21 protein-coding genes are annotated in these 25,829 nt (G+C 75.6%); 15 read left to right on the plus strand and 6 right to left on the minus strand.

What is annotated here, in order from left to right:
* Positions 1-132 precede the first annotated feature (132 nt).
* The 10 genes from ACA511_RS00100 (at position 133) to ACA511_RS00145 (ending at position 14,957) form a co-directional block, all read left to right on the plus strand.
* Entirely contained in the window at positions 133-888 is a 756-nt protein-coding gene (locus ACA511_RS00100; RefSeq protein ID WP_375021913.1) for a Crp/Fnr family transcriptional regulator, read from the plus strand.
* 198 nt (positions 889-1,086) lie between these two features.
* Positions 1,087-3,009: a DUF4407 domain-containing protein gene (locus tag ACA511_RS00105; protein WP_375021914.1), complete on the plus strand. Its 1,923-nt coding sequence runs from the start codon at positions 1,087-1,089 to the stop codon at positions 3,007-3,009.
* Positions 3,006-3,602: a 4Fe-4S single cluster domain-containing protein gene (locus ACA511_RS00110; protein WP_375021915.1), complete on the plus strand. Its 597-nt coding sequence runs from the start codon at positions 3,006-3,008 to the stop codon at positions 3,600-3,602. Before ACA511_RS00105 ends, ACA511_RS00110 begins: the two co-directional genes overlap by 4 nt.
* Positions 3,599-4,972 carry a hypothetical protein gene (locus ACA511_RS00115; RefSeq protein ID WP_375021916.1) on the plus strand — a complete coding sequence of 458 codons (1,374 nt, stop codon included), beginning with the start codon at positions 3,599-3,601 and terminating at the stop codon, positions 4,970-4,972. The genes ACA511_RS00110 and ACA511_RS00115 overlap by 4 nt, the downstream gene beginning before the upstream one ends.
* A complete protein-coding gene (locus ACA511_RS00120) occupies positions 4,962-7,520 on the plus strand; it encodes an AAA family ATPase (protein WP_375021917.1) in 2,559 nt (852 codons plus the stop codon). Before ACA511_RS00115 ends, ACA511_RS00120 begins: the two co-directional genes overlap by 11 nt.
* A complete protein-coding gene (locus tag ACA511_RS00125; protein ID WP_375021918.1) occupies positions 7,507-9,285 on the plus strand; it encodes a hypothetical protein in 1,779 nt (592 codons plus the stop codon). The genes ACA511_RS00120 and ACA511_RS00125 overlap by 14 nt, the downstream gene beginning before the upstream one ends.
* A gap of 8 nt (positions 9,286-9,293) precedes the next feature.
* Entirely contained in the window at positions 9,294-10,397 is a 1,104-nt protein-coding gene (locus ACA511_RS00130) for a hypothetical protein (protein ID WP_375021919.1), read from the plus strand.
* The gene (locus ACA511_RS00135) at positions 10,394-12,907 is read left to right on the plus strand and encodes a hypothetical protein (RefSeq protein WP_375021920.1); all 2,514 of its coding nucleotides are present in this window, start codon (positions 10,394-10,396) and stop codon (positions 12,905-12,907) included. The genes ACA511_RS00130 and ACA511_RS00135 overlap by 4 nt, the downstream gene beginning before the upstream one ends.
* Positions 12,904-14,064 (plus strand): hypothetical protein, encoded by a 1,161-nt coding sequence (locus ACA511_RS00140; RefSeq protein ID WP_375021921.1) that lies wholly within the window; start codon positions 12,904-12,906, stop codon positions 14,062-14,064. The genes ACA511_RS00135 and ACA511_RS00140 overlap by 4 nt, the downstream gene beginning before the upstream one ends.
* A complete protein-coding gene (locus ACA511_RS00145) occupies positions 14,061-14,957 on the plus strand; it encodes a hypothetical protein (RefSeq protein ID WP_375021922.1) in 897 nt (298 codons plus the stop codon). The genes ACA511_RS00140 and ACA511_RS00145 overlap by 4 nt, the downstream gene beginning before the upstream one ends.
* A 64-nt stretch (positions 14,958-15,021) precedes the next feature.
* Here ACA511_RS00145 and ACA511_RS00150 read toward each other — a convergent pair whose 3' ends face one another.
* Both ACA511_RS00150 and ACA511_RS00155 read right to left on the minus strand, forming a co-directional pair.
* Complete coding sequence (locus ACA511_RS00150) at positions 15,022-15,543, minus strand: lytic polysaccharide monooxygenase auxiliary activity family 9 protein (RefSeq protein WP_375021923.1); 522 nt, start codon at positions 15,541-15,543, stop codon at positions 15,022-15,024.
* A 286-nt stretch (positions 15,544-15,829) separates the two neighbouring features.
* Positions 15,830-17,464 (minus strand): peptide chain release factor 3, encoded by a 1,635-nt coding sequence (locus ACA511_RS00155; RefSeq protein WP_375024657.1) that lies wholly within the window; start codon positions 17,462-17,464, stop codon positions 15,830-15,832.
* Between the two features lie 144 nt (positions 17,465-17,608).
* Here ACA511_RS00155 and ACA511_RS00160 point away from each other — a divergent pair, with 144 nt between their 5' ends.
* Together ACA511_RS00160 and ACA511_RS00165 are read left to right on the plus strand one after the other, a co-directional pair.
* Complete coding sequence (locus ACA511_RS00160) at positions 17,609-18,331, plus strand: MerR family transcriptional regulator (RefSeq protein WP_375021924.1); 723 nt, start codon at positions 17,609-17,611, stop codon at positions 18,329-18,331.
* Between the two features lie 23 nt (positions 18,332-18,354).
* On the plus strand, positions 18,355-18,690 hold the full coding sequence (locus ACA511_RS00165) for a YnfA family protein (RefSeq protein ID WP_375021925.1): 336 nt from the start codon (positions 18,355-18,357) through the stop codon (positions 18,688-18,690).
* Between the two features lie 10 nt (positions 18,691-18,700).
* Here ACA511_RS00165 and ACA511_RS00170 read toward each other — a convergent pair whose 3' ends face one another.
* The 3 genes from ACA511_RS00170 to ACA511_RS00180 all read right to left on the minus strand — a co-directional run bounded on the left by ACA511_RS00170 (position 18,701) and on the right by ACA511_RS00180 (position 21,693).
* Positions 18,701-20,257 (minus strand): class I adenylate-forming enzyme family protein, encoded by a 1,557-nt coding sequence (locus ACA511_RS00170; protein WP_375021926.1) that lies wholly within the window; start codon positions 20,255-20,257, stop codon positions 18,701-18,703.
* Positions 20,258-20,320: 63 nt separating this feature from the next.
* A complete protein-coding gene (locus tag ACA511_RS00175) occupies positions 20,321-21,127 on the minus strand; it encodes an SAM-dependent methyltransferase (protein ID WP_375021927.1) in 807 nt (268 codons plus the stop codon).
* A gap of 50 nt (positions 21,128-21,177) precedes the next feature.
* Positions 21,178-21,693, minus strand: coding sequence for an Lrp/AsnC family transcriptional regulator (locus ACA511_RS00180; RefSeq protein WP_375021928.1), 516 nt, complete (start codon positions 21,691-21,693; stop codon positions 21,178-21,180).
* Positions 21,694-21,801: 108 nt separating this feature from the next.
* Between ACA511_RS00180 and pdhA the strand changes: the two genes are divergently transcribed.
* The 3 genes from pdhA to ACA511_RS00195 are packed head-to-tail and all read left to right on the plus strand — an operon-like array spanning position 21,802 to position 25,159.
* Positions 21,802-22,902, plus strand: a complete 1,101-nt coding sequence (gene pdhA, locus ACA511_RS00185) for a pyruvate dehydrogenase (acetyl-transferring) E1 component subunit alpha (protein WP_375021929.1) — start codon at positions 21,802-21,804, stop codon at positions 22,900-22,902.
* A 5-nt stretch (positions 22,903-22,907) separates the two neighbouring features.
* Complete coding sequence (locus ACA511_RS00190) at positions 22,908-23,903, plus strand: alpha-ketoacid dehydrogenase subunit beta (RefSeq protein WP_375024658.1); 996 nt, start codon at positions 22,908-22,910, stop codon at positions 23,901-23,903.
* Positions 23,900-25,159 carry a dihydrolipoamide acetyltransferase family protein gene (locus tag ACA511_RS00195; RefSeq protein ID WP_375021930.1) on the plus strand — a complete coding sequence of 420 codons (1,260 nt, stop codon included), beginning with the start codon at positions 23,900-23,902 and terminating at the stop codon, positions 25,157-25,159. The genes ACA511_RS00190 and ACA511_RS00195 overlap by 4 nt, the downstream gene beginning before the upstream one ends.
* On the opposite strand, the gene ACA511_RS00200 is transcribed toward ACA511_RS00195, so the two are convergent.
* Complete coding sequence (locus tag ACA511_RS00200) at positions 25,146-25,781, minus strand: TetR/AcrR family transcriptional regulator (protein WP_375021931.1); 636 nt, start codon at positions 25,779-25,781, stop codon at positions 25,146-25,148. The two genes, ACA511_RS00195 and ACA511_RS00200, sit on opposite strands and share 14 nt — an antisense overlap.
* Positions 25,782-25,829: the final 48 nt, after the last annotated feature.

Genomic DNA, 25,829 nt, shown 5'->3' on the forward strand with positions numbered 1-25,829 from the left:
CCGGCGCCGTCTGGCCAGGCCATATGAACGTGGCCCATTAAGGACAGGTGTCTTTCGGCTGGGCGGTGACTCCTCCGCCACGACGCTCGGGAAGGATGTGGGTCTTCCACGTCACCGCGAGCAGGACGGCCCATGGAGATCGTCGACACGCAGGCAGCCGACCGCATCGTGCGGGAGCACGCGCGCGGGTGGCGGCCCGGCACGTTCCTGGCCTGGCTGGACCCCGCCGATCTGCGGACGCTGCTGACCGGCGGGGAGCTGGTGTCCTTCGAAAGGGGACGCCCGCTCGTCCGCGAGGGCGAGCCGCCGGGCTCGGTGTTCCTGCTGCTGTCCGCCGTGGTGAAGGTGACCACGACGGCGCGGCCGGGCGGGAGCGACGCCGGGCCGTCCACGCTCGTGGCGATCCGCGGCAGCGGCGACGTGGTCGGCGAGCTGTCCATGCTGGACAACGGGCCGCGCAGCGCGACCGTCACCGCCACGCCCAAGGGGTGCCTGACCGTGCGGCTCACGGCCGAGTCGTTCCAGGAGCGGACCCGGAGCCGGCCGGGGATCAGGGACGCGCTGCTCAGCGCCGTCTCCGCGAAGCTGCGGGACGCGACGCAGCGGGGGTCGGAGGTGACGACGCTGCCGCCGATCGCGCGGCTCGCCCGCGTCCTGATCACGCTGAACGACCGGTACGGGCAGACGCACGAGGCGCGCGGCGGCCGCGTGCACGTCCTGAACCTGACGCTCAACCAGCAGGAGCTCGGCGCGCTGGCGGCGGTGAGCAGCCGGGCGACGATGAGCCGGCTGCTGCGCGAGCTGCGGGACGGCGGCATCGTGCGGACCCGGAACCGGGAGATCGTGATCGTGGACATGCCCCGCTTGGACGCACTCGGCCGGGGTTGAAGGCACGCGCCGCTTCTGTCTCATTCGAGTCAGAAGTTCCCTGTGCGCGGCCGGGCACTGCACTCTGATCCGCAGCGCGCCGAACGGCCGGGCCCTCGCCACGCCGGTCGCGCGCCGACGGCCGCCGAACGCCAGGAGTGACGCCGAGGGAGACGTCGTCCTTTCCTGCGGTGACCGGGTGACACGGGCGGAGGCTGGATGGCGGGGGAGGACGCGGGCGATCGCGGCGCCGCGCCGGGCACGCCGGCGCGGCGCGTCAGCGTGCCGCGCGCCCGTGCCACGCCGCCGGCCGTCCGGCCGGACGCCGCCGCGCCGCCGGAGCCGGTCGAGGAGATCGACCGGCGCGCCGAGCCGCTGCGCGGCGCGGTGCTGCGCCGCCGGGCGCCCGGACGCCGCCGGGCCGTGACGGCCCCCCTCGACCCGCCGTACCTGTACCGCATCCGCCCGAACGACCGCTCAGCGGGAGCCGTGGACATGACCGAAGAGCACAGCCCGTCCCCGAACCCCGGCCGCGTCTCCCCGCTGCTCTGGGCGTCCGGCGTCAACCGGGACATCCTCCGGCAGAGCCCGACGGACCAGGCGAAGTTCCAGGGCCTCGGCAGCGTGGTGCTGTTCACCGCCACGCTGGCCGGCGTGTCCATGGCGGCCGCGCTGCACATCGCGCTGAAGGCCCCGTGGCCGGTCATCGTGGTCCTGACCCTGGGCTGGTTCCTCGGCATCCTGTCCCTGGACCGCTGGCTGGTCGCCTCCATGCAGGGCAGCAGCAGGTGGTACTGGACGGTGCTGCTCGCGCTCCCCCGGGTGGGCCTCGCGCTGCTGTTCGGCGTCGTGCTGTCGATGCCGGTCGTCCTGCAGATCTTCGAGCCGGAGATCTCGCAGGAGGTCAAGGTCATGCACGCGGAGGCGGAGGCGCGCTTCCAGGCCAGCACGTCCAACGACGCGGTCGGCAAGCGGATCAGCGAGCTGGAGTCGCGCAAGCAGCAGCTGGACCGGCAGATCGCCGCGGGCGGCCTGCCCGCCACCCCGGACGCCGACCCCACGCTGAAGAACCTCCAGGACAAGCGCGACGCGCTGCAGAAGGAGATGCTGGAGCGCCGGAAGAAGCTGACGTGCGAGCAGACCGGCGACTGCGGCACCCGCAGGCCCGGCCTCGGCCCCGAGGCCAGGAAGCGCATCGCCGACTACAACGACGTCACACGCGACTTCGAGACCGCGGACCGGCAGCTGAACTCCTACCTCCAGGGGCTGCGCACCCACGGCGTCCAGGACGCGCAGGCGGAACTGCGCGGGCAGGGCGGCGCCGAGGGCGTGGTCGCCGAACTGGCCCGGCTGAAGAAGCAGCAGGCCGCCCTGGCGGCGGAGCACAACACGGAGGTCCAGCAGTCCGACGGCATGGCGCAGCGGTTGCAGGCACTCGACCGGCTGTCGGACCGGAACGGCGCGGTCGGCACCGCGCACCTGTTCGTGTCCCTGCTGTTCATCGCGATCGAGCTGCTGCCCGTGCTGGTCAAGACGATCCAGCTGCTGGGGCCGCCGACGGTCTACGACACGATCCTGCGCGCCCAGGAGGAGCACGCGCGCGACACCGGCCGGGAGGTCGCCGCGCAGCGGGCGAACGTGCGGCGCATCCGCGCCGCCGACGACGTCAAGTACGCCGGTCTCGTCTACGACGCCCGCCGGGCCGCGCTGGAGGACCTGGCCGGCCGGACGGCGGAGGCCGAGCGGCGCGTCGGCGAGGCGGCGCTGGAGGAGTGGGAGAGGCGCGAGCGGAGCCGCATCCCGGACGACCTGGACCGCTACGTCCGCACCGAGCCGGGGGTGGACTACATGGTGGCCCCGGCCGGCGCCCCGGGCCCGCCCGGTGGCCACGTCCCGCATCGCGGCCCCGTTCCGCAGGGTCCCGTTCCGCAGGGTCCCGTCCCTCTGAGCAACGTGCGGCCGGTGGGGAACCCGATCCCGCCGCCGACGACCAACGGCCGCCCCGGCAACGGGTTCGACGGCAACGGGTTCGGCTATGAGCGCGACCAGCGCCTACCAGGGCCGGCCAACGCCGCGGAACGCAGGAGCGGCCTCAGAGCACGATGGGCGTCGTTCACGCGCCCCTTCCGGAGGCCGCGATGATCAACGTGGCGGAGACGTGCGTCGGCACCCGCGCGCTCGGCGACGGGCTGCGCTCGGTCGTCTGGGTGCAGGGCTGCCCGTTCCACTGCCGGGGGTGCATCGCCCCGCAGTGGATCCCGTTCCGTCCCGCCCGGCGGGTCGAGCCCGCCGCGCTGGCCGCCGAACTGCTCGCCGACCCGCGCGTCACCGGCCTCACCCTGTCCGGCGGCGAACCCATGGAGCAGGCGAGCGGGCTCGCGGCGATGGTGCGGGCCGCGCGGGCGGAGCGCGAACTGTCGGTCATCTGCTTCACCGGCCACCGGCTGGCGGAGCTGAGCGGCCGCCCCGGCGCGGCCGGGCTGCTCGCCGAGCTGGACGTCCTGATCGACGGCCGCTACGTGCGGTCCCGCGACGACGACCGGGGGCTGCGCGGCAGCGACAACCAGCGCGTCCACCACCTCACCGGCCGGCTGGCGGGGTCCGCCGCCGCGCTGGAGGCCGGGCCGCGCGGGGCCGAGCTGCGGATGCGCGGGGACGGGACGGCGCTGCTCGTCGGCGTCCCGCCGAGGGCGCTCGCCGACGGCCTCGGCGCACTGGCGAAGGAGACGGCATGAGCGGCGCGAAGATGATCAGCGTGGACGCGGCGGCGTGGCGGTCGGCGCAGCAGTCGGCCCGCAGGCTCGCGCAGGTGCGGCGGGACATGCCGCGCCTCGTCGCGCAGGTCCGCCAGGGCGTGGAGGACGAGCTCCGCCGGACGCGCGGCGAGACGGCGGCGCGGCAGGACGCGACCGACCGGGGGCTGGCCGGGCTCAGCGCGCAGACGCGGCGGCTGGAGGAGGAGACGGGGCGGCGGCTGCGGGAGCAGGCCGAGCGGCTGCACGAGTCCGACGAGCGGCACCGCCGCGAGGCGGCCGCGCGGGAGGCGCGGCTGGACGCCGAGATCGCCCGCGAGCGGGAGGAGCGGCGGGCCGGGCTGGCCGCCCTCGGCTCCCGGGTGGACGAGCTGCGCGCCGGCCGCGACGACGCGGCGGCCGCCGCGCGGCGGCTCGCGGCCGACGCCCGGATCATGCACGACACGATCCGCGCCGAGCTGCCGCACGAGCGGTTCGCGCCCGGCCGGCTGGCGCGGCTCGACGCCCGGCTGCGCACGGCGGAGGGCAATCTGGAGGCGCACGCGGCCGCCTACACCCTCAGCCAGGCCCAGGACCTCTACCTCGATCTGAGCGAGTTGCGCGTCGAGGTCGAATCGCTCGCGCTGGACTGGGCGGAGGCGCGGGCCGAGGCGCTGGCCGCGCTGCGCGGCGCCGAAGCGGTGATCGCCGGGAACGCCGAGCGGCCCGTCGAGGACGCCGACCCCGGCACGGTCATGGACGTCGACCACTGGACCGGCGGCGCCCTCGCGGAGCTGCGCGCCGAGGTCGCCGCGCGGATCGGCGGGATCTCCGGGCCCGGCTGCCCGCTCACCGCCGCCGAGCTCCGCGCGCTGGCCGCCGAGGCGGCGCCCGGCTACGAGGCGCGGCTCGCGGCGCTGCTGGAGAGCGCCGCCGACCGGATGGTCGGCTCGCAGCTCCGGGTGAACGTCGCCGAGCAGGTCGTCGCCGTGCTGGAGGCGCAGGGGTTCGGGTGGACGGGCAACGCCTACGCGGGCGGCGACGAGCGCCGCGAGTTCTTCAGCAAGCTGCGGCACCTGGCCGACGGCGGGGAGGTCGTGGTGGAGGTCGCACCGGACGGCGACGCGGGGCTGACCCTGCGGATCCTGTCCTACGAGGACGACCCGGACGACTCCGCCCGGCGGGAGCGGTCGCGGGCGGTGAGCCGGGCGCTCCGCGCGGAGGGCCTCCAGGTGGGCGATCCGGCCGAGGAGGCGGGCGCGCCCGATCCGCGGCTGCGCGACCTGGACGCGCTGTCCCGCCCGGACGCCGTGACCGGTGCGGACGCCGTGACCGGCGCGCCCTCCCGGGCCGAGGGAGCCGATGGTCGCTGAGGTGGTGGACCCGGTGCCCGAACGGCTGCGTCCGCTGCGCGACGCCGCGCTGGAGGGCGAATCGGTGCTGCCGCTGTACGGGCCGGGCGTCAAGGACGCGTTCGTGGACGAGGACTACCGGCAGCACGACCTCGGCAGCGCGATCTGGGAGGCGATGCACAGCGCCGGTTACGAGCGCGTCGTCTACTTCTCGCGGGACGCGATGCTGACCGTCCGGGATCCGGCGTCGCGGTGGACGCCGCCCGGCCCGGACGGGCCCGCGCCCGGCGGGCCGGACGCGGCGGGGACGCGGATGCGGCCGGGGTTCAGCGGCCCGCTCGGACGCCGCAGGCTGCCGCGCCCCGGTGCGGCCGCCCAAGCGGCGGCGGACGGGGCCGCCCCGCCGCCCGTCCCCGCGCCGCGGGCGGCCGGGCACGACGGGGCCCGCGCGATGACCGATCCGTTCGCGGTGCGGATGCTCAAGGGCCTCATGCGGGACGAGTCGACGCCGACCGCCGTCGTCGTGGAGCAGCTGGAGGTGCTGGAGCGCTGGCAGGAGGCGGGCGCCCCGTTCGCCGCCGCGCTGGAGCGCTGGCTGGAGTACCGGCCGGGCGGCCGCGGCGTCTGCCTGCTGGTCTTCGACCGGGACACGCTCGGCGACGTCCGCCGGTTCGCCGAGGCCAGCCGCGACCTGCCGGGGCTCGCGCGGGTGGTGCGCGACGAGGAGCGGCGGCCCGCCCGCCCCGGGCTGCTCCCGCCGCCCGGTGAGGCGGAGCTGACCCGGCTGGTGCACCGGCTGCGGATCGAGCGCGGGCTGCGCGTCGCCGACTGGACGAGGCTCGCCGGGACCGTGCGCGCGATGGCGGCGCAGGACGTCCGGCTGGAGACGTGGGAGCGGCGCCTCGGCCGCCGGATGGCGGCGGAGGGGACGCCGCTCGACCAGGCCGGGCTCCAGCGCTACCGGTGGATCGACTCCGTCGTCGCGGACGGCGACGTCATGCGCCGCCTGGACGAGCTGACCGGCCTGGAGCCCGTCAAGCGGCACCTGGCGGGGCTGCGCCACCGGCCGCCCGCCGGGTCCGAGCCGGTCTCGCACCATCTGGTGTTCACCGGCAATCCGGGCACCGGCAAGACCACGGTCGCGGGCCTCGTCGGGGACCTGTACCGGGAGCTCGGCATCCTGCGGCACGGCCGGGTCCGCGCCGTCCGCGCCGCCGATCTCGTCGCGGGCTACGTGGGGCAGACGGCCGAGAAGACCGGCGCGGTCGTCGACGGCGCGCTCGGCGGGGTGCTGTTCATCGACGAGGCGTACGAGCTGGGCGAGCAGAGCGACGGGTTCGGCCGGGAGGCGGTCAACGAGCTGCTGGTGCGGATGGAGAACGACCGCGCCGAACTGGTGGTGATCGTGGCGGGCTACCCGGACAAGATGCGCGAGTTCCTGTCCGGCAATCCGGGGCTGCGCAGCCGCTTCCCCGCGGGCAACGTCATCGAGTTCCCCGACTACGGCCCCGGCGAGCTGACGGCCATCGCCGCCGGGCAGCTGAGGTCGATGGAGCTGGCCTGGGGCGACGGCTTCGCGGACGCGCTCGCCGAGGCCGTCCGGGAACTGCACCGCACGCGGCGGCCGGACTTCGGCAACGCGCGCGACATGCGCGCCCTCACCCACGAGATCGCCGCGGCGTGGGCGGAGCGGGTCCGCGACGACCGGACGGCGCCGCTGCTGCCGCGGGACGTCCCGGACCGGCTGCGCCCCCACGCCCGTCCCGCGCCGCCCCCGACCGCCGAGCTGCTCGGCGACCTGCACCGCATGGTGGGCCTCACCCCGGTGAAGCGCAGCGTCGACTCGCTGGTCAAGCGGCTGCGGTTGCAGCAGCGGCGCGGACGCGGGGACGTGGTGGCGCCGCACCTGCTGTTCACCGGCCCGCCGGGCACCGGGAAGACCACGGTCGCCGGGCACTTCGGCCGGATCCTGCGCGACCTCGGGCTGCTGGAGCGCGGGCACGTCCACGCCGTGGGCCGGTCCACGCTGGTCGCGCCCTACATCGGGCAGACGGCGCCGCTCACCGCCAGGGCCGTCGAGCGGGCGATGGGCGGCGTGCTGTTCATCGACGAGGCGTACGCGCTGGCCGGGGGCGGCGACCGCGACTTCGGCCGGGAGGCGATCGATACGCTGGTGGAGGAGATGGACCGGCACCGCGGGCGGCTGGCGGTGATCGCGGCGGGCTACCCGGAGCCGATGCGCCGGTTCCTCGCCGCCAACGACGGCCTCGCCTCCCGGTTCGGCGAGACCGTCGAGTTCCCCGCCTACACCGTGCCCGAACTGTGCGAGATCCTGTGCCTCAAGGCGGCCGGGCAGGACTTCGAGCTGGACCCCGCGACGGTCGCCGCCGCGTCCGGGTGGCTGGCCGCCGCCGCCCGCGCGCCCGGCTTCGGCAACGCCCGGACCGTCCGCGGGCTGCTGGAGCGCATGGAGGCGCGGCTGGCCGAGCGGGTGGTGGACCTGCCGGACGCCGACGACCGGACGCTGAGCCTGCTGCTTCCCGAGGACGTGCCCGATGAGCCGGCCTGACGACCGCTGCCCCGTCTGCGACCTGCCCGCGCCCGGCGGCACGGACCCCGCCTGCGCCGGCTGCGGGTGGACGCTCAGCACGCCGTGGCGGGCCGGCCGGGTCGACCTCGCCGCGTTCGAGGCCGGGCTGGCGCGGGCCCGGCTGGCCTGCGACATGCTCGCGGCGGCCCGGCTCGGGGACGACTGGGCTCCGTACGCGCACCTGCTGCGGGGCGCGCCGACCGAGGCGGGCTGGCGGGACGCGCGGCGGAAGGCGGCCGCGCACGTCCCGGCGGGGAGGCCGCCCCTCGCCACGGTGCTGGACGGCTGCGGGCCGCACCGGCCGCTGATGGTGGCGGCCGTCGAGGAGGCCGGCCTGGCGGTGTTCGCGACGGGCGGCGGCCCGGCGGCCGGCCCGCGCGGCTTCCGGCTGGTCGAGGCGCTGCCCTGGACCGACCTGCTGCCCGAGCTCGCGGCGGACCCGGTGCACCGCCGGTTCCAGCTGGCGGGCGGCCCGGCCGGGATCGCGCGGGCGCGGCTGGAGGCGGCGCTCGCCCCGGCGATCGGCGAACTCGTCCGGCGGCACTGCACGCCGCTCGGCTCCCCGGTCGCCACCGCGGTGGTGTGCGGGCTGCCCGGACTGCCCGTCCCGGAGACGGCCGTCCGGCTGTTCGCCGACGCCCTGCTGGACCCCCGCGTCGTGGCGGGCGACGGCGACACCGCCGCGCTGCTCGCGCGGCTCGTCGCCGAGCGGCCGCTGACCCGCCCGTACGGGCTGGCGGTGCTGCGGGCACGGCCCGGCGACGGCGCCGCGGAGGTCGTCGCGCTGCCGCTGTTCGCCCCCGGCACGTGCAGCGGGGACGAGGCCGAGCTGGAGGTGCACCTCCCGGGCCGGATGGAGGACCGCGTCGCGCTCGCCGTCGTCACCACCGACGGGGCGGCCCCCGAGCCGGTGCGGATCGTGTCGGCGCGGCTGCCGCGCGGCACGTCCGGCCGGGTGCGCGTGGCGTTCGACGGGCCGGGCGCGCCGCGGTTCCTGGAGCCCGCCGACGTGGCGGAGGAGCCGCGCCCGTGGCCGGCGCTGCTCGCGGACGTCCCGGGCCGGCTGCCGTCCGCCGCGCTCCCCGCCGAACTGGTGTGCGTGCTGGAACTCGGCGGCCCGCCCGAGGCCGCGGACCGGCGCAGGCGGCTCGTCGCGGACCTGCTCGGGCTGCTCGGCGAGGAGTACGGCGACGGGCTGCGGGTCGCCGTCGTCGGATACCTGGACCATCCGGTCCTCGCCCGGCGCAAGGACGACGACGTCGTGTTCGGCGGGCCGCTGCAGACGGCCGCGGAGGCGGCCCGCACGCTGGACGCGCTGCCGGCCGCGCCGCCCGGCCCGGTCGACCGGCGCGCCGCGCCGCTGGAGGACTCCCTCGCCGAGGTGGTGTCGCTGCTCGGCCCCCGCCTCGGGGACGGCGCGGACCGCGCGGTGCTGACGGTCGCCGACCGGGCTCCGCATCCGTGCCGCGGCCACGGCGACGACCTCCGCCCCGTGGTGCCGTGCCCGCGCCGGCTCAGCTGGCGGCGTTCGGCCGGCCGGCTGGCGGACGGCGGGGTCCGGCTCGTCGCGGTGACCGGCTCCGGCGGCGGCCCCGCCGACGGAGCGGGCGAGGCCGTCTGGCGGCTGCTCGGCGAGTGCTACCGCGCCGAGCTGTCCACCGCGGACACCGCCGCCCTGGCCAAGGCCCTCGCCGCCCCCGCGGGCGGGGCCCCGGCCCCGCTGCCCTTCCCGATGGCTCGTTGAGAGGCGCCATGAACGCTCCGACCCCCGCACGAGAAGAAGACCAGGCCGCGGCGGCGCCGGGCGCGCCGCGGGGCCGCGGCGGGCCCCGGCGGATCGGCCTGTGGGGCGCGCCGGGATGCGGGAAGACCACCTTCCTCGCGGCGCTGCGGATCGCCGTGGAGGACGGCGCCCACAGGGTGCGGCTGACCGGCCTCAACGACAACTCGACCGCCTTCCTCGCCGACGCCACCCAGCGGCTGAAGGTCGACCACCGGTTCCTGCCCGCGACGTCGACGCTGCCGCCGAACCTGGCCTGGGAGCTGCTCGGCATGCGGCGGGAGTGGACGCGGCGGCGCTTCGCCGGGCTGCCGTTCCGCTGGCCGGACGACGTCCCCTACACGGTGCGGCTGGACGTGCTCGACGCCCCCGGCGGCATGTACGGCGGCCGCCGCGCGGAGCAGTCCGCGCCGGGCCCGAGCAGGGTGCGGTTCAGCAGCGCCGCCGAGCCGCAGGCCGAGGAGGCGGCGGCGGGCGGCGCCCCGGTGTCGGACGAGGCGCGCCTCGTCGAGCACCTCGCGTCCTGCGACGGGCTGCTGTTCCTGTTCGACCCGACGCGCGAGCGGGAGATGAACGACGCCTACGACTACTTCCAGCGCACCGTGCTGGAGATCTCGCAGCGGGCCGCGCGCAGCCGCACCGATCACCAGCTGCCGCAGCACCTGGCCGTCTGCGTCACCAAGTTCGACCATCCCGAGGTCTACGAGAAGGCCGTCAAGCACGGCTACGCCACTCCCCCGCCGGACATCTTCGGCATGCCGCGCGTCACCGAGACGCAGGCGCTGCCGTTCCTCAAGGAGCTGTACCGGGGAACGCACACGCACGAGACGGTGGACGCCCTGCTGAACAGCATCACGACGCACTTCCACGAGCGGCGCACGGGCTACTTCGTGACCTCGGCCGTCGGGTTCTACCGCGACCCGCGGGAGCGGCGGTTCATGCCCGAGGACTACCTCAACGTCATCGCCCACCAGGACGCGGACGGCGAGACCGGCGACCTCATCCGCGGCGACGTCTGCCCCATCAACGTGCTGGAGCCCGTCCTGTGGCTGCTCGACCGGGTGGGCGCGCGATGAGGCTGCGCGCCGGGTGGGCCGTCCGCGGCAAACCGCCCGGGAGCTACCACGACTACGAGATCATCGGGCACGGCGGCGCGGACTTCACCGCCGCCGACTACGCGGACGTGCTGCGGCACTACGCGCTCGGCACCCCGCCGCCGGAGCGGACGGGCCCGGCCGCGCTGCCGTGGATCACGGTCAGCGAGGTGCGCGGCCCGGACGGCGCCGCCCGGATCGGGCTCGCGATCGAGGACTGGACGGGCCATTCCGACGCGGCGGGCCGTCCCGTCGCGGAGACGCGCTACCTGTGCGTTCCCTACGAGCAGCTGAGCAGGGCGCCGACGTCCTACACCGACCTGTGCCACCGGCTGAGCGCGCTGGAGCCGGTCCCGGACGCCGGGGAGCTGGTGCTGGAGGCGCCGCCGTTCGACGTCGGCCGGCACGCGGCGGCGGTGAGCAGGATCGGCCCGGGTCGCGTGGCGGCGGCCGCGGCGCTGCTGCTGGACGGCCCCGTCACCGTGACCGGCGCGCTGGATCTGTCGGTCGCGCAGCGGCTGGAGTTCCTGGACGCCGTCGCGGCGCTGCTCCCCTTCGGGTGGCGGACCCGGCTCAGCATGGCGACCTGGGACCAGAGCGGAAACCGCAACGTGTCGCTGGCGTTCGCACGCCAGGTCCGTCCGCGCACGACAGAGCTGGACTGGCGGGAACCGCGGCTGCCGCCCCCCGGGACGGAGGGGGCGCGGTACGCCGAGATGCTCTCCGAGCTGTTCGGAGCGCGGGGGCGGTCGCCCGCTGAGGTCGTCGCCCATCTGGCGCGGCAGTCGGAGTCCTGCGCGTCGGCGGCGCCCGCCGACGCCGTGCGGGTCCTCGGCACGCTGGACTGGCCGGTCACCGTCCTGCACGGCGTCGAGCGCGGCGAGCCCGACCTGGACGAGGTGCGGGAACTGCTGCGCGGCGGGCGGTTCCGGGAGCTGCCGCCGGACGGCCGCCGCAAAGTGCTGGGCGCGCTGATCCGTGCCGGGGTCACCGACGACGTTCCGCTGCTCCGCGCGTGCTGGGCCGGGGCCGCCGGGACGGCGGCGACCCCGTGGCGCGAACTGCGCTCGACCGTCCGCCGCCTGCTGTGGGGCGAGGACGCCGTCGCCGAGCTGGACCGCTACGTCGAGCTGGCCGGCGACCACGGCCGGGCCGACGAGCTCCTCGCGGTCCTCGCCGCCGCGATCCGGCGGGGCGAGCACGACGACGGCGCGGAGCGGGCGGGGCGGTTGGTCCTCAGCCTGGTCGATCCGGACCGTCCGGACTGGCCCGCGACGCTCGACGTGCTCGGCACGAGCCCGGCGGTGACCTGCGCGCTGCTGACCTGCGTCGCGGGGCTGTCCCGGCGGCGGTCGTGGCTCGCGGTCCTGGCCCGCCACCAGCCCGCCGCGCTCCTCGGCCCGTTCGCGGGCGTCCTCGGGGACTCGGGCCGGCCCGTCGCGGCGGAGCGGTTCGGGGAGCTGGCCGCGCACGACCCGGCGTGCGTCCCGGCGCTGCTCACCGCCGCGTACCGGGCGGGCAGGCCCGGCCTCGTCCTGCCGGGCCTGGCCGCGTGGCTGACCGCGCAGGACCGGTTGGCCTTCCGGCCGCGGACCGCGCTCGGGGATCGGCTCACCCGGCTGCGGCCGGTCTCCCCGCGCAACGCGGGCGAGCTGGACGGGTTGCTGCTGTGGCTCGGGCTCCCGCCGCACCACCTGCCCGGGAGCGCCGGCCTGCCCGAGTACCTGGCGGGGTTCCTGCCGCTGTGGCGGCGGGCGATGCCCGAAGGCCGCACCGACCGGCGCGGCGAGACGCTCGCGAGCTGGGTGCGGCAGGCAGCCTGGGCCGGCTCCGAGGAGAGCGCCCTGCCGGTCCTGCTCCTGGTCCGGGAGCTCACCGCCGGCCTGCCCGGCGAGGGCTACGGCCTGGCCCGCGCGCTGATCGCCGCCCGCGCGCACGCCCCCGGCCTGGAGCACCTGCGGCCGTACCGCGACTGGCGGCGGTGGGCCGCCGAGACGTGCCCGAAACTCGACGAGGAGACGACCATGACCGTGCTGGCCGAACTCGCGCCCGACGCGTCACCGGACCAGGTCGGGCGGCTGTGCGCAGGTGAGCTGGCGCGCGGCGTCCCCGGGGACCACGTCGCGGCCGTCCTCCTGCGGAGCCGCCTGCGGCTGGACGGGAACACGCTCGTCAAAATCCTGCACGAGACCCGGTACTGGCTGTCGGAGTTCGGCTCGGCCGATCCCGGCAGGGGGACGGTGGAGTTCACGGCGTCCCTGATGCGGGTGGGCGACCCGGACGTGCGGCGGACGCTGCGCGAGCGCACCGCGGTCACCGCCGCGGCGGAGATCGAGCACTGGCTGAGCATGATCGGGGTGACCGCCGACTCGGACGGGGAGATCCTGCTGGCCGAGGACTCCCGCGCCCGGCTGCGGGACATCGCCGACTGGGCCCAGCAGCTCGCCAAGCCCTCCGGCCGGGGCATGCTCGGCCGGATGCGGAAATCATGACCGCGGCCCTGGACGTCGGGTCGGCCACGACGCGGATCCTGTCCGGGTCGTCCCGCACGGTGTTCCCGACGCCGCCGCCGGACGAGCTGATCGCCGCCCTGGCGGGGGCCCTCGCCGCGCGCGGCCCGGTGGTCTGCGCCGTGCCCGACCACTGGCGGGACGACGGCGAGGGCCTGGCCAGGCAGGAGCGGCTCCACGGCACCCTCCAGCGGCTGGGCAGCGCGGCCCTCGTCGGCCGGTTCGCCGCCGTCGCCGCCGAGGCCGCGATGCGGCACGGCCCCGGCGCGTACCTGGTCTGCGACGCGGGCGCGGCGGGCGCCGGGGCCGGGCTGTGCGAGGTGGCGGGCGAGTCGATCCGGCTCGTCGACGCGCGCTACGAGCCCGCGGCCGGCGGCGCCGCGTTCGCGGAGGCCGTCGCGCCCGGCCGGGGAGCCCCGTTCGCCGAGGCCGCCGCAGCGCGCGCCGACCGCGTCCGCGAGCTGATGGCGATGGCGCGGGGCAATCCGCGCTACCGCGCGGCCCGCGTGCTGGCCTTCTCCGGGACCGAGCTCACCGCCGGGTCGCTGCTGGACGCGTTCGCCCCCGTCGCGGCGCTGCTCACCGGCATGCTGGCAGAACTGGCCGGGGCGGCGGCCCGGCGGCCGGGCGCGTCCCCGCGCACCGTGCTGACCGGCGGCTTCGCCGAGTTCCCGGCGGTCGCGGACGCGCTGCCGGACGCCGACCGGCTCGGCCCGCACGCCGCCGTGCACGGGGCCGCGCGGCTCGCGGCGGGGCTGTTCCGGGAGGCGCCGCTGCCCGAGACCACGCTGCCGGTGCACCGGCTGGCGGGCGGCAGGCCGCAGCAGGCCCGCGTCCGGCTGCCCGGCGAGCCCGGCCGGTTCGCCTCGATGAACGGCCGCGAACTGCTGCTCTGCCACCAGTACGCGGGGGCCTTCGACGACCGGGCCGTGCCCCTCGACAGCGCCATGACGCTCGACGGCGGGACGCTGCCGGTCGAGGTCGGCGGCCGGCCGGCGTCCTGCCGGACGGGGGCGCTGCCGCCCGGCGCGTACCGGATCGGGCTCCGGGCGTCGACCCGCGGCCCCGCCGTGGCGCTGTTCCCGCCCGACCCGCGCGCACCCGCCGTCCGCGTCCCGCTGGAAGGGCCCGCGTCATGACCGCCGCGCTCGCCGCGCTCCGCGCCGCGCTCGCCGAGGCGCTGGCCGAGGCCGGCGCCATCGAACCGGACGACGACATCGCCGCGATGCGGTTCGTCACCGGCCTGGACGAGGCGCTCGCCGACCTGCCCGCGCTGCTCGCGGCCATGCCGGGCCTGCTCGCGAGCGCCGACCTCGGCCCGGACCTGGTATCGCACTTCACCGAGCGGTCCGCCGGACTCGCCCGGCTCCGCGAACGGCTGCGGGACGACTCGGCGGCGCTGGCGCGGCTGCGGCCCGTCCTCGACGGCCTGCGGACCGCCGCCGCCGAGCACGCCGCCGTCGCCGCGGAGCTGGCCGAGCTGCGGCGCCTCCAGAACCTGGCCGGTGAGCTGGACGAACTCCGCGCGCGGACCGCCGCGTTCGAGGACCGGCGACGCGAGCTGTCCACCGCGCGCGACGCCGAGGACGCGCTCGCAGCGGCGGCCGGCGACCTGCTGGGGCTCGTCGCGGGCCGGCTGGAGGACGTGCGCGAGGAGGTCCGGCGGGCCGCCGCGGAGGCCGCCGCCGGCGACGCGGAGCTGACCGAGACCAGGCGGCGCCTCGACGGGGAGCACGCCCGCCTGGAGGCGCTCGACGCCGAGCTGCGGACCGCCGAGGCGGGGTTCGCCGCGCTGCGCGCGGACTCCGAGCTGCGGCTTCCCGCGCTCCGCCTGTACCGGCAGGCGGACCAGGCCCTCGTCGAGGGGCTCGCGCGGGGCTCGCTGGTGAAGCTGTCCGGGTTGCAGCGCGCCCGCGACGCCCTCGACCTGGCCGAACGCGCACTCGCGGACGTGGACGCCGCGCTCGGCCCCGCGCTGGAACTGTACGACCGCGCGCACGCCGAGGCCCGCCGGTCACTGCCGCTGACGTGACGGAAGTGGGACGGCCCGCGTCCGGGTTGCCGGGCGCGGGCCGTCCCGTCCGGGGCGCCCCGTGTCACTGCACCTGTAGGTCGATGCAGGCGTAGAAGGCGTTCGCGGTGTCGGCGATGTTCCAGACCGCGAGCACCTTCTGGCGTCCGGTCACGCCGCCGAGGTCGACGGTGTGGGACACCGTGGACGGCGGCTGCTGGTCGTTGCCGTCGACGACCGCGATGCGCCGGCCGCCGAGGTAGTACTCGTAGTCGAGGGTGCGGTGCCGGGCGGTGAACGTCCAGGTGAAGGTCACCGTGTTGCCGACGGACGCGGCCTGCCAGGGCAGGCCGTCGTCGTCGAGTTCGCGGAACCTGGTGTTGCCGCCGCTGCAGCTCTGCAGGCCCTTCGGGCCTTCGACGCTCTGCGGCTCCCACTGGATGGAACCGCATTCGACGACGTGCGCCGCGCACTGGGCCTGCCGGCTCATGGGCGCGGAGACGTAGCCGTGGGCGAGGGCGGCGGTCGCCGGCAGGACGACGGCGACGAGGGGGGCTGCTCCGAGGCCCGCCGCGACCGCGGCGAACCTGCGTCCTGGTTTCTTCATGGCGGGGGGTCCTTGCGTGAGCGGGGTGGACTGGGGGTCGTCGCTGCCACCCGGCGATGGAGGAGAGCGGGGCATGCGGGCTCCATCAGATAGGAAACTTTCCTATTGATGGCTGCACGGTAACCCGCCGTCCGACCGCGTTCAAGGCTCCGGACGCACCACCGGTCACGCCGCCGCATGACCACCCCAGGCCGGGAGCCGAACCAGCTCGCCCGGTCCGGAGATTCGTCAGAATCTCGCGGCGTCCGGGCCGGTGGTCGGCACTGTCTGCCCAGGCCCGCGCGGGCTAGTGGCCGGTGTCGCCGTCGACTCCGGCGGCGAGCATCGGGGTGAGGGTCAGCTCGGGGTGTTCGCGGTGGAGGGCGCGCAGCCGCCACTTGTCGGTGAACACCGCGACCAGGGAGCCGTCCAGCGCCCGCTCCAGGATCTCGACGCCGCGCCGCCCGGTCAGCGTCTCGGCCGACTCCTTGTCGGTGATCCGCGCGGTCGAGTAGTCGAGCCGGGTCAGCTCGGCGGGGGCGCCGAACTCGTCCGCCATCCGGGCGGTGACCACCTCGAACTGGAGCGGCCCGACCGCGGCGAGCACCGGCGCCTGGTCGCCGCGCAGGTCGCTGCGCAGCACCTGCACGACGCCCTCGCCGCCGAGCTGCTCGATGCCGCGGCGGAACTGCTTGGCGCGCCCGTTGTCCTTGGCCCGGATCACCATGAAGTGCTCCGGCGCGAACGCCGGGATCGGCGGGAACTCCACCGGGTTCCTGCTGTAGAGGGTGTCGCCGACGGTCAGGCCGGACGCGTTGGGCAGCCCGATCACGTCGCCCGGGTAGGCGGCGTCCAGCGTGGAGCGGTCGCGGCCGAACATCGTCTGCGCGTACTTGGTGGCCAGCGGACGCCCCGTCGAGGCGTGCGTGATCGTCATGCCGCGCTCGAACCGGCCGGAGCACACCCGGATGAACGCGAGCCGGTCGCGGTGCGCCTTGTCCATCCCCGCCTGCACCTTGAAGACCTGGCCGGAGAACGGCGCCGACACCGGACGCTCCGTCCCGCCCGCGTCGGCGCGCGGCGCGGGGGCCGGGGCCAGCCGCCGCACCGTCTCCAGCAGCGCGCCGACGCCGAAGTTCGGCAGCGCCGCCCCGAACAGGACCGGCGTGCAGACCCCGGCGCGGAACGCGTCCAGGTCGAGGACGGCGCCGATCTCGTCCAGCAGCTCCAGCTCCTCGACCGCGGCCCGCCAGGCGTCGCCCTCCTCGCGGGCCGCCTGCTCGGCGGGCATCCGCTCCTCGATCGCGCGCTTCGCGCCGCCGGGCGTGCGGCGGAACCGGGTGAACGAGCCGTCGGCGCGGTCGATCAGCCCGCGGAAGTCGCCCGCCGCGCCGACCGGCCAGGTCAGCGGGGCCGGACGCAGCCCGATGCGCTGCTCGACCTCGTCCAGCAGCTCCAGCGGCTCGCGCCCGGGACGGTCCCACTTGTTGACGAACGTGATCACCGGGATGCGGCGGTGCCGGCACACGTCGAACAGCTTCAGCGTCTGGGCCTCCAGGCCCTTGGCCGAGTCGAGCAGCATGACCGCGCCGTCCACGGCGGCCAGCACTCGGTAGGTGTCCTCGGAGAAGTCGGCGTGGCCGGGGGTGTCGAGCAGGTTCAGCAGCGCGCCGCCGAACTCGAACCGCAGCACCGAGGAGGTGATCGAGATGCCGCGCGAGCGCTCGATGTCCATCCAGTCCGACCGGACGCCGCCGCGCCCGGCCTTGCCGTGCACCGCGCCCGCCTGCTCGATCGCCGCCGCGTGCAGCGCGAGGGCCTCGGTCAGCGTCGACTTCCCCGCGTCCGGATGGCTGATCATCGCGAACGTCCGGCGCCGCGCCGCCTCGGCCGCGACGTCGCGCGCCGCCCCGTCCTCCGTCGTGCCCGTCCCGCCGCTCAACCGCGTCCCCTGTCCGTCTCCCACCGCGCCGACCCGACTTTACGTCCCCCGCGCAGTAGTTAGTTTATTGAACCTCCAGGGGGCACGGCGGGCGCTGCTGGAGGCTTGACCTTCGAGCCGGGTCGAAGGATTACCGTCGCCGGTATGACGACGATGCGGATCTCCCAGCTGGCCGAGCGCAGCGGCGTCCCCGCGACGACGCTGCGGTTCTACGAGGGCGCCGGCCTGCTGACGGCGGACCGCGCCCCGTCCGGCTACCGGATGTACGGGGAGGACGCGGTCACGCGGCTCGCGTTCATCGGGTCCGCCAAGCACCTGGGCCTCCCGCTGGAGGAGATCGGAGAACTGCTCACCGTGTGGGAGTCGGGCGCGTGCGCGGACGTGCAGGCCGACCTGCGTCCCCGGGTCGCCGCCCGCCTGGCCGAGGGCGAGCACCGCCTCGCCGAGCTGGCGGCGTTCACCCGCACCCTGCACGACGTCCTCCACCGCCTGGACGCCCTGCCCGACCGGACCGGCCCCTGCGACGCCGAATGCGGCTTCCCGGACGGGCCGCCCGACGCCGGGGACCCGGCGGCCGCCGCCCCGTCCGGCGCGATCGCCTGCTCGCTCACCGGGGCGGGCATGGCCGAGCGGGCCGCCGAATGGCGGGCGGTCGTGCAGGGTGCGAGGCCGGTGGAGATCGCGGGCGGGGTGCGGATTACGCTGCCGGTGGGCAGCGCCGCGGCCGTCGCCGAGCTGGCCGCGGCCGAGCAGCGGTGCTGCCCGTTCTTCGACTTCCGGCTCCGCTTCGCCGGCGCGGTGATCGAGTTGGAGGTGCGGGCTCCGGCCGACGCCGCGGGCCTGGTCACCGAATTGTTCGGCCCCTGAGCGGGGCACAGGAGGACGCCGCCGTGCTGATCGCCCGCTCCATCGCGCTGTTCGCCGCCGCCGCCGTGCTGGAGATCGGCGGCGCGTGGCTGGTCTGGCAGGGCGTGCGCGAGCACCGGGGATGGGTCTGGATCGGCGCGGGCGTCATCGCGCTCGGCCTGTACGGCTTCGTCGCCACGCTCCAGCCGGACGCCGACTTCGGCCGCGTCCTGGCCGCCTACGGCGGCGTCTTCGTCGCCGGGTCGATCCTGTGGGGCGCGGTCGCCGACGGCTACCGCCCGGACCGCTTCGACGTCGCCGGCGCCCTGATCTGCCTCGCCGGCATGGCCGTCATCATGTACGCCCCGCGCGGCCACTGACGGGCCGCGCCTACCGGCCGCCCTGGGGGCCCGCCAGATACTCGGACCGCAACCGGGCCTTGTGGATCTTGCCGACGGGGGTGAGGGGGACTTCGGCGGTGATCGCGAATTGGCGGGGGACCTTGTAGTCGGCCAGGCGGTCCCGGCAGTAGGCGGTGAGCTCCTCCGCCGTGGGCGGCTCGGCGCCGGGGCGGGGGACGACGTAGAAGCGGCCGACCTCGCCGAGGACCTCGTCGGGGACGCCGATCCCGGCGGCCATCGCGACCTTGGGGTGGGCGGTCAGGACGTTCTCGATCTCGACCGGGTACACGTTGAAGCCGCCCTGGATGTACATCTCCTTCTTGCGGCCGCGCAGGACGAGGTGCCCGTCGGGCTCCATCTCCACCATGTCGCCCGTGGCGAGCCAGCCGTCCGGCAGGAACACCTCGGCGGTCTCGGCGGGCATGTCCCAGTAGCCGGCGGCCACGCAGCCGCCGCGGATCTGGAGCTCGCCGGCCTCGCCGGGCGGGAGGACCGCGCCGTCCGGGCCCGTCACCCGGGCCTCGAAGTCGCCGATGATCGCGCCGAGGGTGCGGGCGACGGTCTCCGGGGCGTCGTCCACCGGCGACAGCACGCAGGCGCCCGAGGACTCCGACAGGCCGTACAGGCCGTAGAGCGGGGCGCCGGGGAAGCCGCGGCGGATCGACTCGGCCAGCGCCGGCTCCACGTTGGAGCCGCCCGCCATGCACAGCCGCACGGACGAGACGTCGTGCGCGGCGAAGTCCGGGCGGCCGAGCATCAGCACGTACATCGTGGGGACGGCGCCGAGGAACGTCACCCGGTGACGTTCGATCGCGGTCAGCGCGCCGTCCGGGGAGAAGGCGGGCAGCAGCGCCACCGACGCGCCGCCGACCAGCGCCGCCATGATCGTGCAGGTGATGCCGCCGACGTGGTTGAACGGCAGGTGCCCGAGCAGGACGTCGGCGCCGGTGATCGAGAAGTGGTCCGCCTGCGCGCGGGCCGAGGCCAGGATGCTCCCGTGCGTGATCACTGCGCCCTTGGGGCGGCCGGTCGTCCCCGAGGTGTAGAGGATCATCAGCGGGTCGTCCGGGTCGACGGCGGCGCGCGCGGCCTCCAGCCCGGCCCGGTCGGCGGGCGCGGCGGCCAGCTCGTCGAATCCCGCGCCGAAGAACAGGAGATCGGTCACACCGGGAACCCGCGGCCGGAACTCCTCGAAGAATCCGGCGAAGTCGAAATCCGGAACGGCGTCGACGCTGATGACCATTCGCGCGCCGCTCTGCCCCAGCATGTAGGACAGTTCCCGCTCCCGGTAGCGGACGTTGAGCGGGACGATGACGGCGCCTATCCGCGCGGCGCCGAAGAAGGCGGCGAGCCATTGCGGCGTGTTGAGGCCGAGCAGGCCGATCCGGTCGCCGCGCCGGATCCCGCGCGCCAGCAGCCCGGCCGCGACCCGGTCGGTCAGCTCGTCGAACCCGGTGAACGCGATGGTGCCGCCGCCGTCGTGCAGGAACGCCCCGCCGCCCGCCGCCGCGTCCGCCAGCGCCGCCCCGACCGTCCTCGCCCGCATGTGCGCCTCCGTTTGCCCCGTCCCGCCTCAACGATCACGTATCGGGGGTGTTCTGCCAATACCTCAGGGCTTGCGGCCGACGCCGGCGTAGAACCAGATCGGGAGGGCCTCGTCGAGGGTGATGGACCGTTCCGGCCGCCACAGCGGCGCCCACACGAGACCGGGTTCGAGCAGTTCGAAGTCGCCGAACAGGGCCGTCACCTGCTCCCGGGTGCGCGGGGTGCCGGGCGCGTTCGTCCGCTTGTAGACCTCCACGACCTTGGCGACCACGTCGGGGACGCCGTCGGCCGAGGCGTGCGTCAGCACCAGGTGGCTGCCCGGGGGCAGCGCGTCGCGCAGCTCGGCCATGATGCCCTGCGGGTCGTCCGCGTCCGGGATGAAGTGCAGGGTCGCGACGAGCAGCAGCGCGACCGGCCGGTCGAAGTCGAGCAGCCGCCGTATCTCGGTGTTGCCGAGGATCGCGCGGGGGTCGCGGACGTCGGCCTCGACCATCCGGGTGCCCGGGGAGTCGGCGAGCAGCGCCCGCCCGTGCGCGACGACCTGCCCGTCGTAGTCGACGTAGGCGACCCGCGCGTCCGGGTTCACCGCCTGCGCGATCTGGTGGACGTTCTGCTGCGTGGGCAGCCCGGTGCCGATGTCGAGGAACTGGTCGATTCCCTGCTCGGCCAGGTACCGCACCGCGCGGCCGAGAAAGGCGCGGTTCTCCCTGATCAGCGTGACCAGCGTCGGGTCGGCCCCGATCGCCTCGTCGGCGCGTGCGCGGTCGGCCGCGTAATGGTCCTTGCCGCCGAGATAGTAATCGTACATTCGCGCGATGTTCGGGACGTTCGGATCGAATCCGCTCGGCTGCGGCCGCACACCTGCCACCATTTCTCCTCACAGCCGCGGGCGCCGGCCCCGGCCCCCCTCAGATTACGCGATCATGAACGTTCCTCATGCCGGAGCTCCTCCGGCGGGGTCTCGTCGAAGATGAGCCAGGTGCGGGTGGCGCGGACGCCCTCGACCGCGTGGATGCGGGCCAGCACCACGTCGCGCAGCGAGGCGTTGTCGGGAGTGCGGACCAGCATGACCAGGTCGACGTCGCCGCCGACGAAGGCGAGGTGCTCGATGTGCGCCATCTTCCGGAGCTGCGCCGACACCTTGCGCCACGAGTTCTGCTCGATGTTGACCAGCACGTAGGCGGCGGTGCCGAGGCCCGCGCGGACGGGGTCCACCCGCGCGGTGAAGCCGGTGATGACGCCCTCGGCGACGAGGCGCTCCACCCGCGCGTAGGCGTTGGACCGGGAGACGCTGACCCGTTCGGCGAGGGCCCGCATGGACAGGCGCCCGTCCGCGCGCAGCTCGCGGATGATCGCGTGGTCGAGGTCGTCGAGCGGGGCCGCCGAACGTCCGTCCGGGCCCGGAGGCGGCGGGGGCTCTGGAGACAGTTGGTCCATGTTCGCTCCGTTGGATAGCCGATCGTCCCGGATTTAGGCTGTCTATTGAGACCTATGGCCGATCTGGTTCATATTCCTAGCACCGATCGAATGCGGAGGTGGCGGCGTATGACGACGGGCCTGGTTGAGGCGCTGCTCCCCTCGGCGGAGCCCGTGCGGTTCCTGACCGACGGCGGCGCGGCGGTACGCGGCAAACAGCGGTACGCGCTGCCGGATCCGGAGCTGCTGCGCCGGGCGCACCGGGCGATGGTCGTCGGACGGCGGTTCGACGCGCAGGCGACCGCGCTGACCAAGCAGGGCCGGCTGGCCGTGTACCCGTCCAGCCACGGGCAGGAGGCGTGCCAGGTCGGCTCCGTGCTCGTCCTGGAGGACGGCGACTGGTTCTTCCCCACCTACCGGGAGTCGATGGCCCTGGTGACGCGCGGCATCGACCCCGTCGAGGTGCTGTCGCTGCTCCGCGGCGACGCGCACTGCGGATACGACCCGGGGCTCCACCACACGGCGCCGCAGTGCACGCCGCTCGCGACGCAGACCGTCCACGCGGCCGGCCTCGCGTACGCCGAGCGCCGCAAGGGGACGGGACGGGTCGCGCTCGCCTGCGTGGGCGACGGCGCGACCAGCGAGGGCGACTTCCACGAGGCGCTCAACTTCGCCGCCGTGTTCAAGGCGCCCGTCGTGTTCCTCGTCCAGAACAACCAGTACGCCATCTCGGTGCCGCTGGAACGGCAGACCGCGGCGCCCTCCCTCGCCTACAAGGGCATCGGGTACGGGGTGCGCTCCGAACGGGTGGACGGCAACGACCCGGTCGCGGTGCTGGCCGTTCTCGCGGCGGCCGTCGAGCACGCCCGGTCGGGGAATGGACCGTTCCTCGTCGAGGCGCACACCTACCGGCTCGAACCGCACACGAACGCCGACGACGCGTCCCGGTACCGCCCCGACGCCGAGGCCGACGAGTGGCGCGGACGCGACCCGGTCGTCCGGCTGGAGCGCTACCTGCGGCGGCGCGGGCACCTGTCGGACGCGGACGCCGCGGCCGCGTCCGCCGAGGCGGAGGAGTTCGCCGCACGCCTGCGGGACCGGATGAACGCCGACCCCGAACTCGTCCCGCTGGGGCTGTTCGAGCACGTCTACGGCACCCCGACCCCGCAACTGGACGAGCAGCGGGCCCAGCTGCGGACCGAGATCGAGGCCGAGGAGGCGCAGTCGTGATCACCATGGCGCAGGCGCTCAACACCGCGCTCCAGGAGGCGATGGACGGCGACGAGCGGGTCCTGGTGTTCGGCGAGGACGTCGGCGCGCTCGGCGGCGTCTTCCGCATCACCGACGGGCTGGCCGCCAAGTTCGGCGACGACCGCTGCTTCGACACGCCGCTCGCCGAGGCGGGCATCGTCGGGTTCGCCGTCGGAATGGCGATGGGCGGTTTCCGGCCCGTGGTCGAGATGCAGTTCGACGCGTTCGCCTATCCGGCCTTCGAGCAGATCGCGTCCCATGTGGCGAAGATGCGGAACCGCACGCGCGGCCGGGTCCGGCTGCCGCTCGTCATCCGCATCCCCTACGCGGGCGGGATCGGCGGCGTCGAGCACCACTGCGATTCCAGCGAGGCGTACTACGCGCACACGCCGGGCCTGAAGGTCGTCACGCCGTCGACGGTCGAGGACGCCTACTCCCTGCTGCGGGAGGCGATCGACGACCCCGACCCGGTCGTGTTCATGGAGCCGAAGAAGCTGTACTGGTCGAAGTCGGACATCGAGCGGCTGGACCGGGCGGAGCCGTTCGGCCGCGCCGCCGTCCGCCGCCCCGGCCGGGACGCGACCGTCGTCGCGTACGGGCCGAGCGTGCCGGTCGCGCTGGAGGCGGCGGACGCGGCCAGGGCCGAGGGCTGGGACCTGGAGGTCGTCGACCTGCGGACGATCGTCCCGTTCGACGACGCGACCGTGGCCGCGTCCGTGCGGAAGACGGGCCGCTGCGTCGTGGTCGGCGAGGCCGCCGGGTTCGCGGGCGTGGGCGCGGAGATCGCCGCCCGCGTCCAGGAGCGCTGCTTCCACAGCCTGGAGGCGCCGGTGCTGCGGGTCGCCGGGTTCGACATCCCGTATCCGCCGCCCATGCTGGAGCACCACCACCTGCCGAGCGTCGACCGCGTCCTGGACGCGCTCGACCGCCTCCAGCGCGACGACCGGCCCGACACCCGCCACCTGGGCGGCGCGGCATGACCGTCTTCAAGCTGCCCGATCTCGGCGAGGGGCTCACCGAGGCGGAGATCCTGGAGTGGAAGGTCGCCGTCGGCGACACCGTGGCGACCGACCAGATCATCGTCGCGGTCGAGACGGCGAAGGCGGCGGTCGACGTCCCCGTCCCCGTCGCGGGCACCGTCACCGAGCTGTTCGCCGAGGCGGGGACGGTCGTGGACGTGGGCTCGCCCCTCATCTCGATCAGCCCGCGGAACGCGGGGGCCGAGCGGCACCGGGAAGAGGAGCGGGCGGGTTCCGGCAACGTCCTCGTCGGCTACGGGACGGCCGGGACGGGCCGTTCCCGCCGCCGCGCCGCGAAGCGGGCGGCCCCCGCACAGGCCCCGCCGCCCCCGGCGTCCCCACCGCCCACGTCCCGCGACGAGGCGCCGCGCGTCATCTCGCCGGTCGTGCGGCGCCTGGCGAAGGACAACGGCGTCGACGTCGCGGCGCTCGCCGCGACCGGCCCCGGCGGCGTCGTCCTGCGCCGGGACGTCGAGAAGGCGATCAGCGACCTCCGGCTCCCCGGGGAGCGCCGGGACGGCGCCGAGGAGGTGCGGGTCCCGCTCCGGGGCGTCCGGCGGACGATGGCCGAGAAGCTGTCCCGCAGCCGCCGCGAGATCCCGGACGCGACCACGTGGGTCGACGTCGACGCGACCCGCCTGGTCAAGCTCAAGAAGCGGATCGGACGGGCCGATCCGGAGGCGGGCGTCGGGATGCTCGCCCTGTTCGCCGGGATCTGCGTGGCCGGTCTCCGCCGCTTCCCCGAGCTCAACGCCTACGTGGACACCGGACGGCAGGAGATCGTCCAGGTGCCGCGCGTCCACCTCGGGTTCGCCGCGCAGACCGAGCGGGGCCTCGTCGTGCCGGTCGTCCGCGACGCGCATCTGCTGACGCTGGCCGAGCTCGCCGCCGCCCTGCGGGAGCGCACCGAGGCGGCCCGCGAGGGACGGCTGCCGCCCGCCGACCTCACCGGCGGCACGTTCACGCTCAACAACTACGGCGTGTTCGGCGTGGACGGCTCCACCCCGATCATCAACCATCCCGAGGCGGCCATGCTCGGCGTCGGCCGGATCGCGGACAAGCCGTGGGCGCACAAGGGGGAGGTCAGGCTGCGCAAGGTGGCGCAGCTGTCGTTCACCTTCGACCACCGGGTCTGCGACGGCGGCGTCGCCGGCGGTTTCCTGCGGTTCGTCGCCGACTGCGTGGAGCGCCCGGAAGCGCTGGTCACTCGCCGCTAGCCGGCGCGCGGCGGCGCAGGCCGTCGAACGCGACCTTGCAGAGCGCGTCGGCGATCTGCTCCCCGCTCGCGCCGCCGCGCGGCCGGTACCACTCGATCAGCGAGTTGACCAGGCCGAACAGCAGCCGGGCCGCGATCGCGGGGTCGATGTCGGGGCGGATGTCGCCGTCCGCCTCGGCCTGCGCGACCAGCCCGGACACCAGGTGGTCGAACTCGCGGCGGCGGGCCAGCGCCCGCTTCTCGACGGCGGTGTTGCCGCGCACCCGCAGCAGCAGGGTGACGAACGGCTGCTGCTCGACGAGGACGGCGACGCTGGCGCGGACGAGGTGCTCCAGCCGGTCGATCGCGCGCCCCTCCACGGCCGCGGTCTCGGCGGCGGCGGCGAACAGCCCGTCGAGCGCCCGGTCGACGGCGAGTCGCAGCAGCTCGTCCTTGCCGGCGACGTGGTGGTAGATCGCGGACTTGCTGATGCCGAGCCGCTTGGACAGCTCGTCCATGCTGGTGCCGTCGTAGCCGCGCTCGTTGAACACCTTGACGGCGACGCGCAGCAGGGACTCCTTGTCGTAGCCGGGCCGTCCCCGCCGGTTCGGCCGCCCGCCGCCCACGTTGCTCACGGCGGTCATTATCGCAGCGCCCGGGGCCGCGCACCTCTTCTCCCGGACCCCGTCGCC

Origin of the sequence: Actinomadura sp. GTD37 (assembly GCF_041951365.1) — a bacterium.
GTDB lineage: Bacteria > Actinomycetota > Actinomycetes > Streptosporangiales > Streptosporangiaceae > Spirillospora.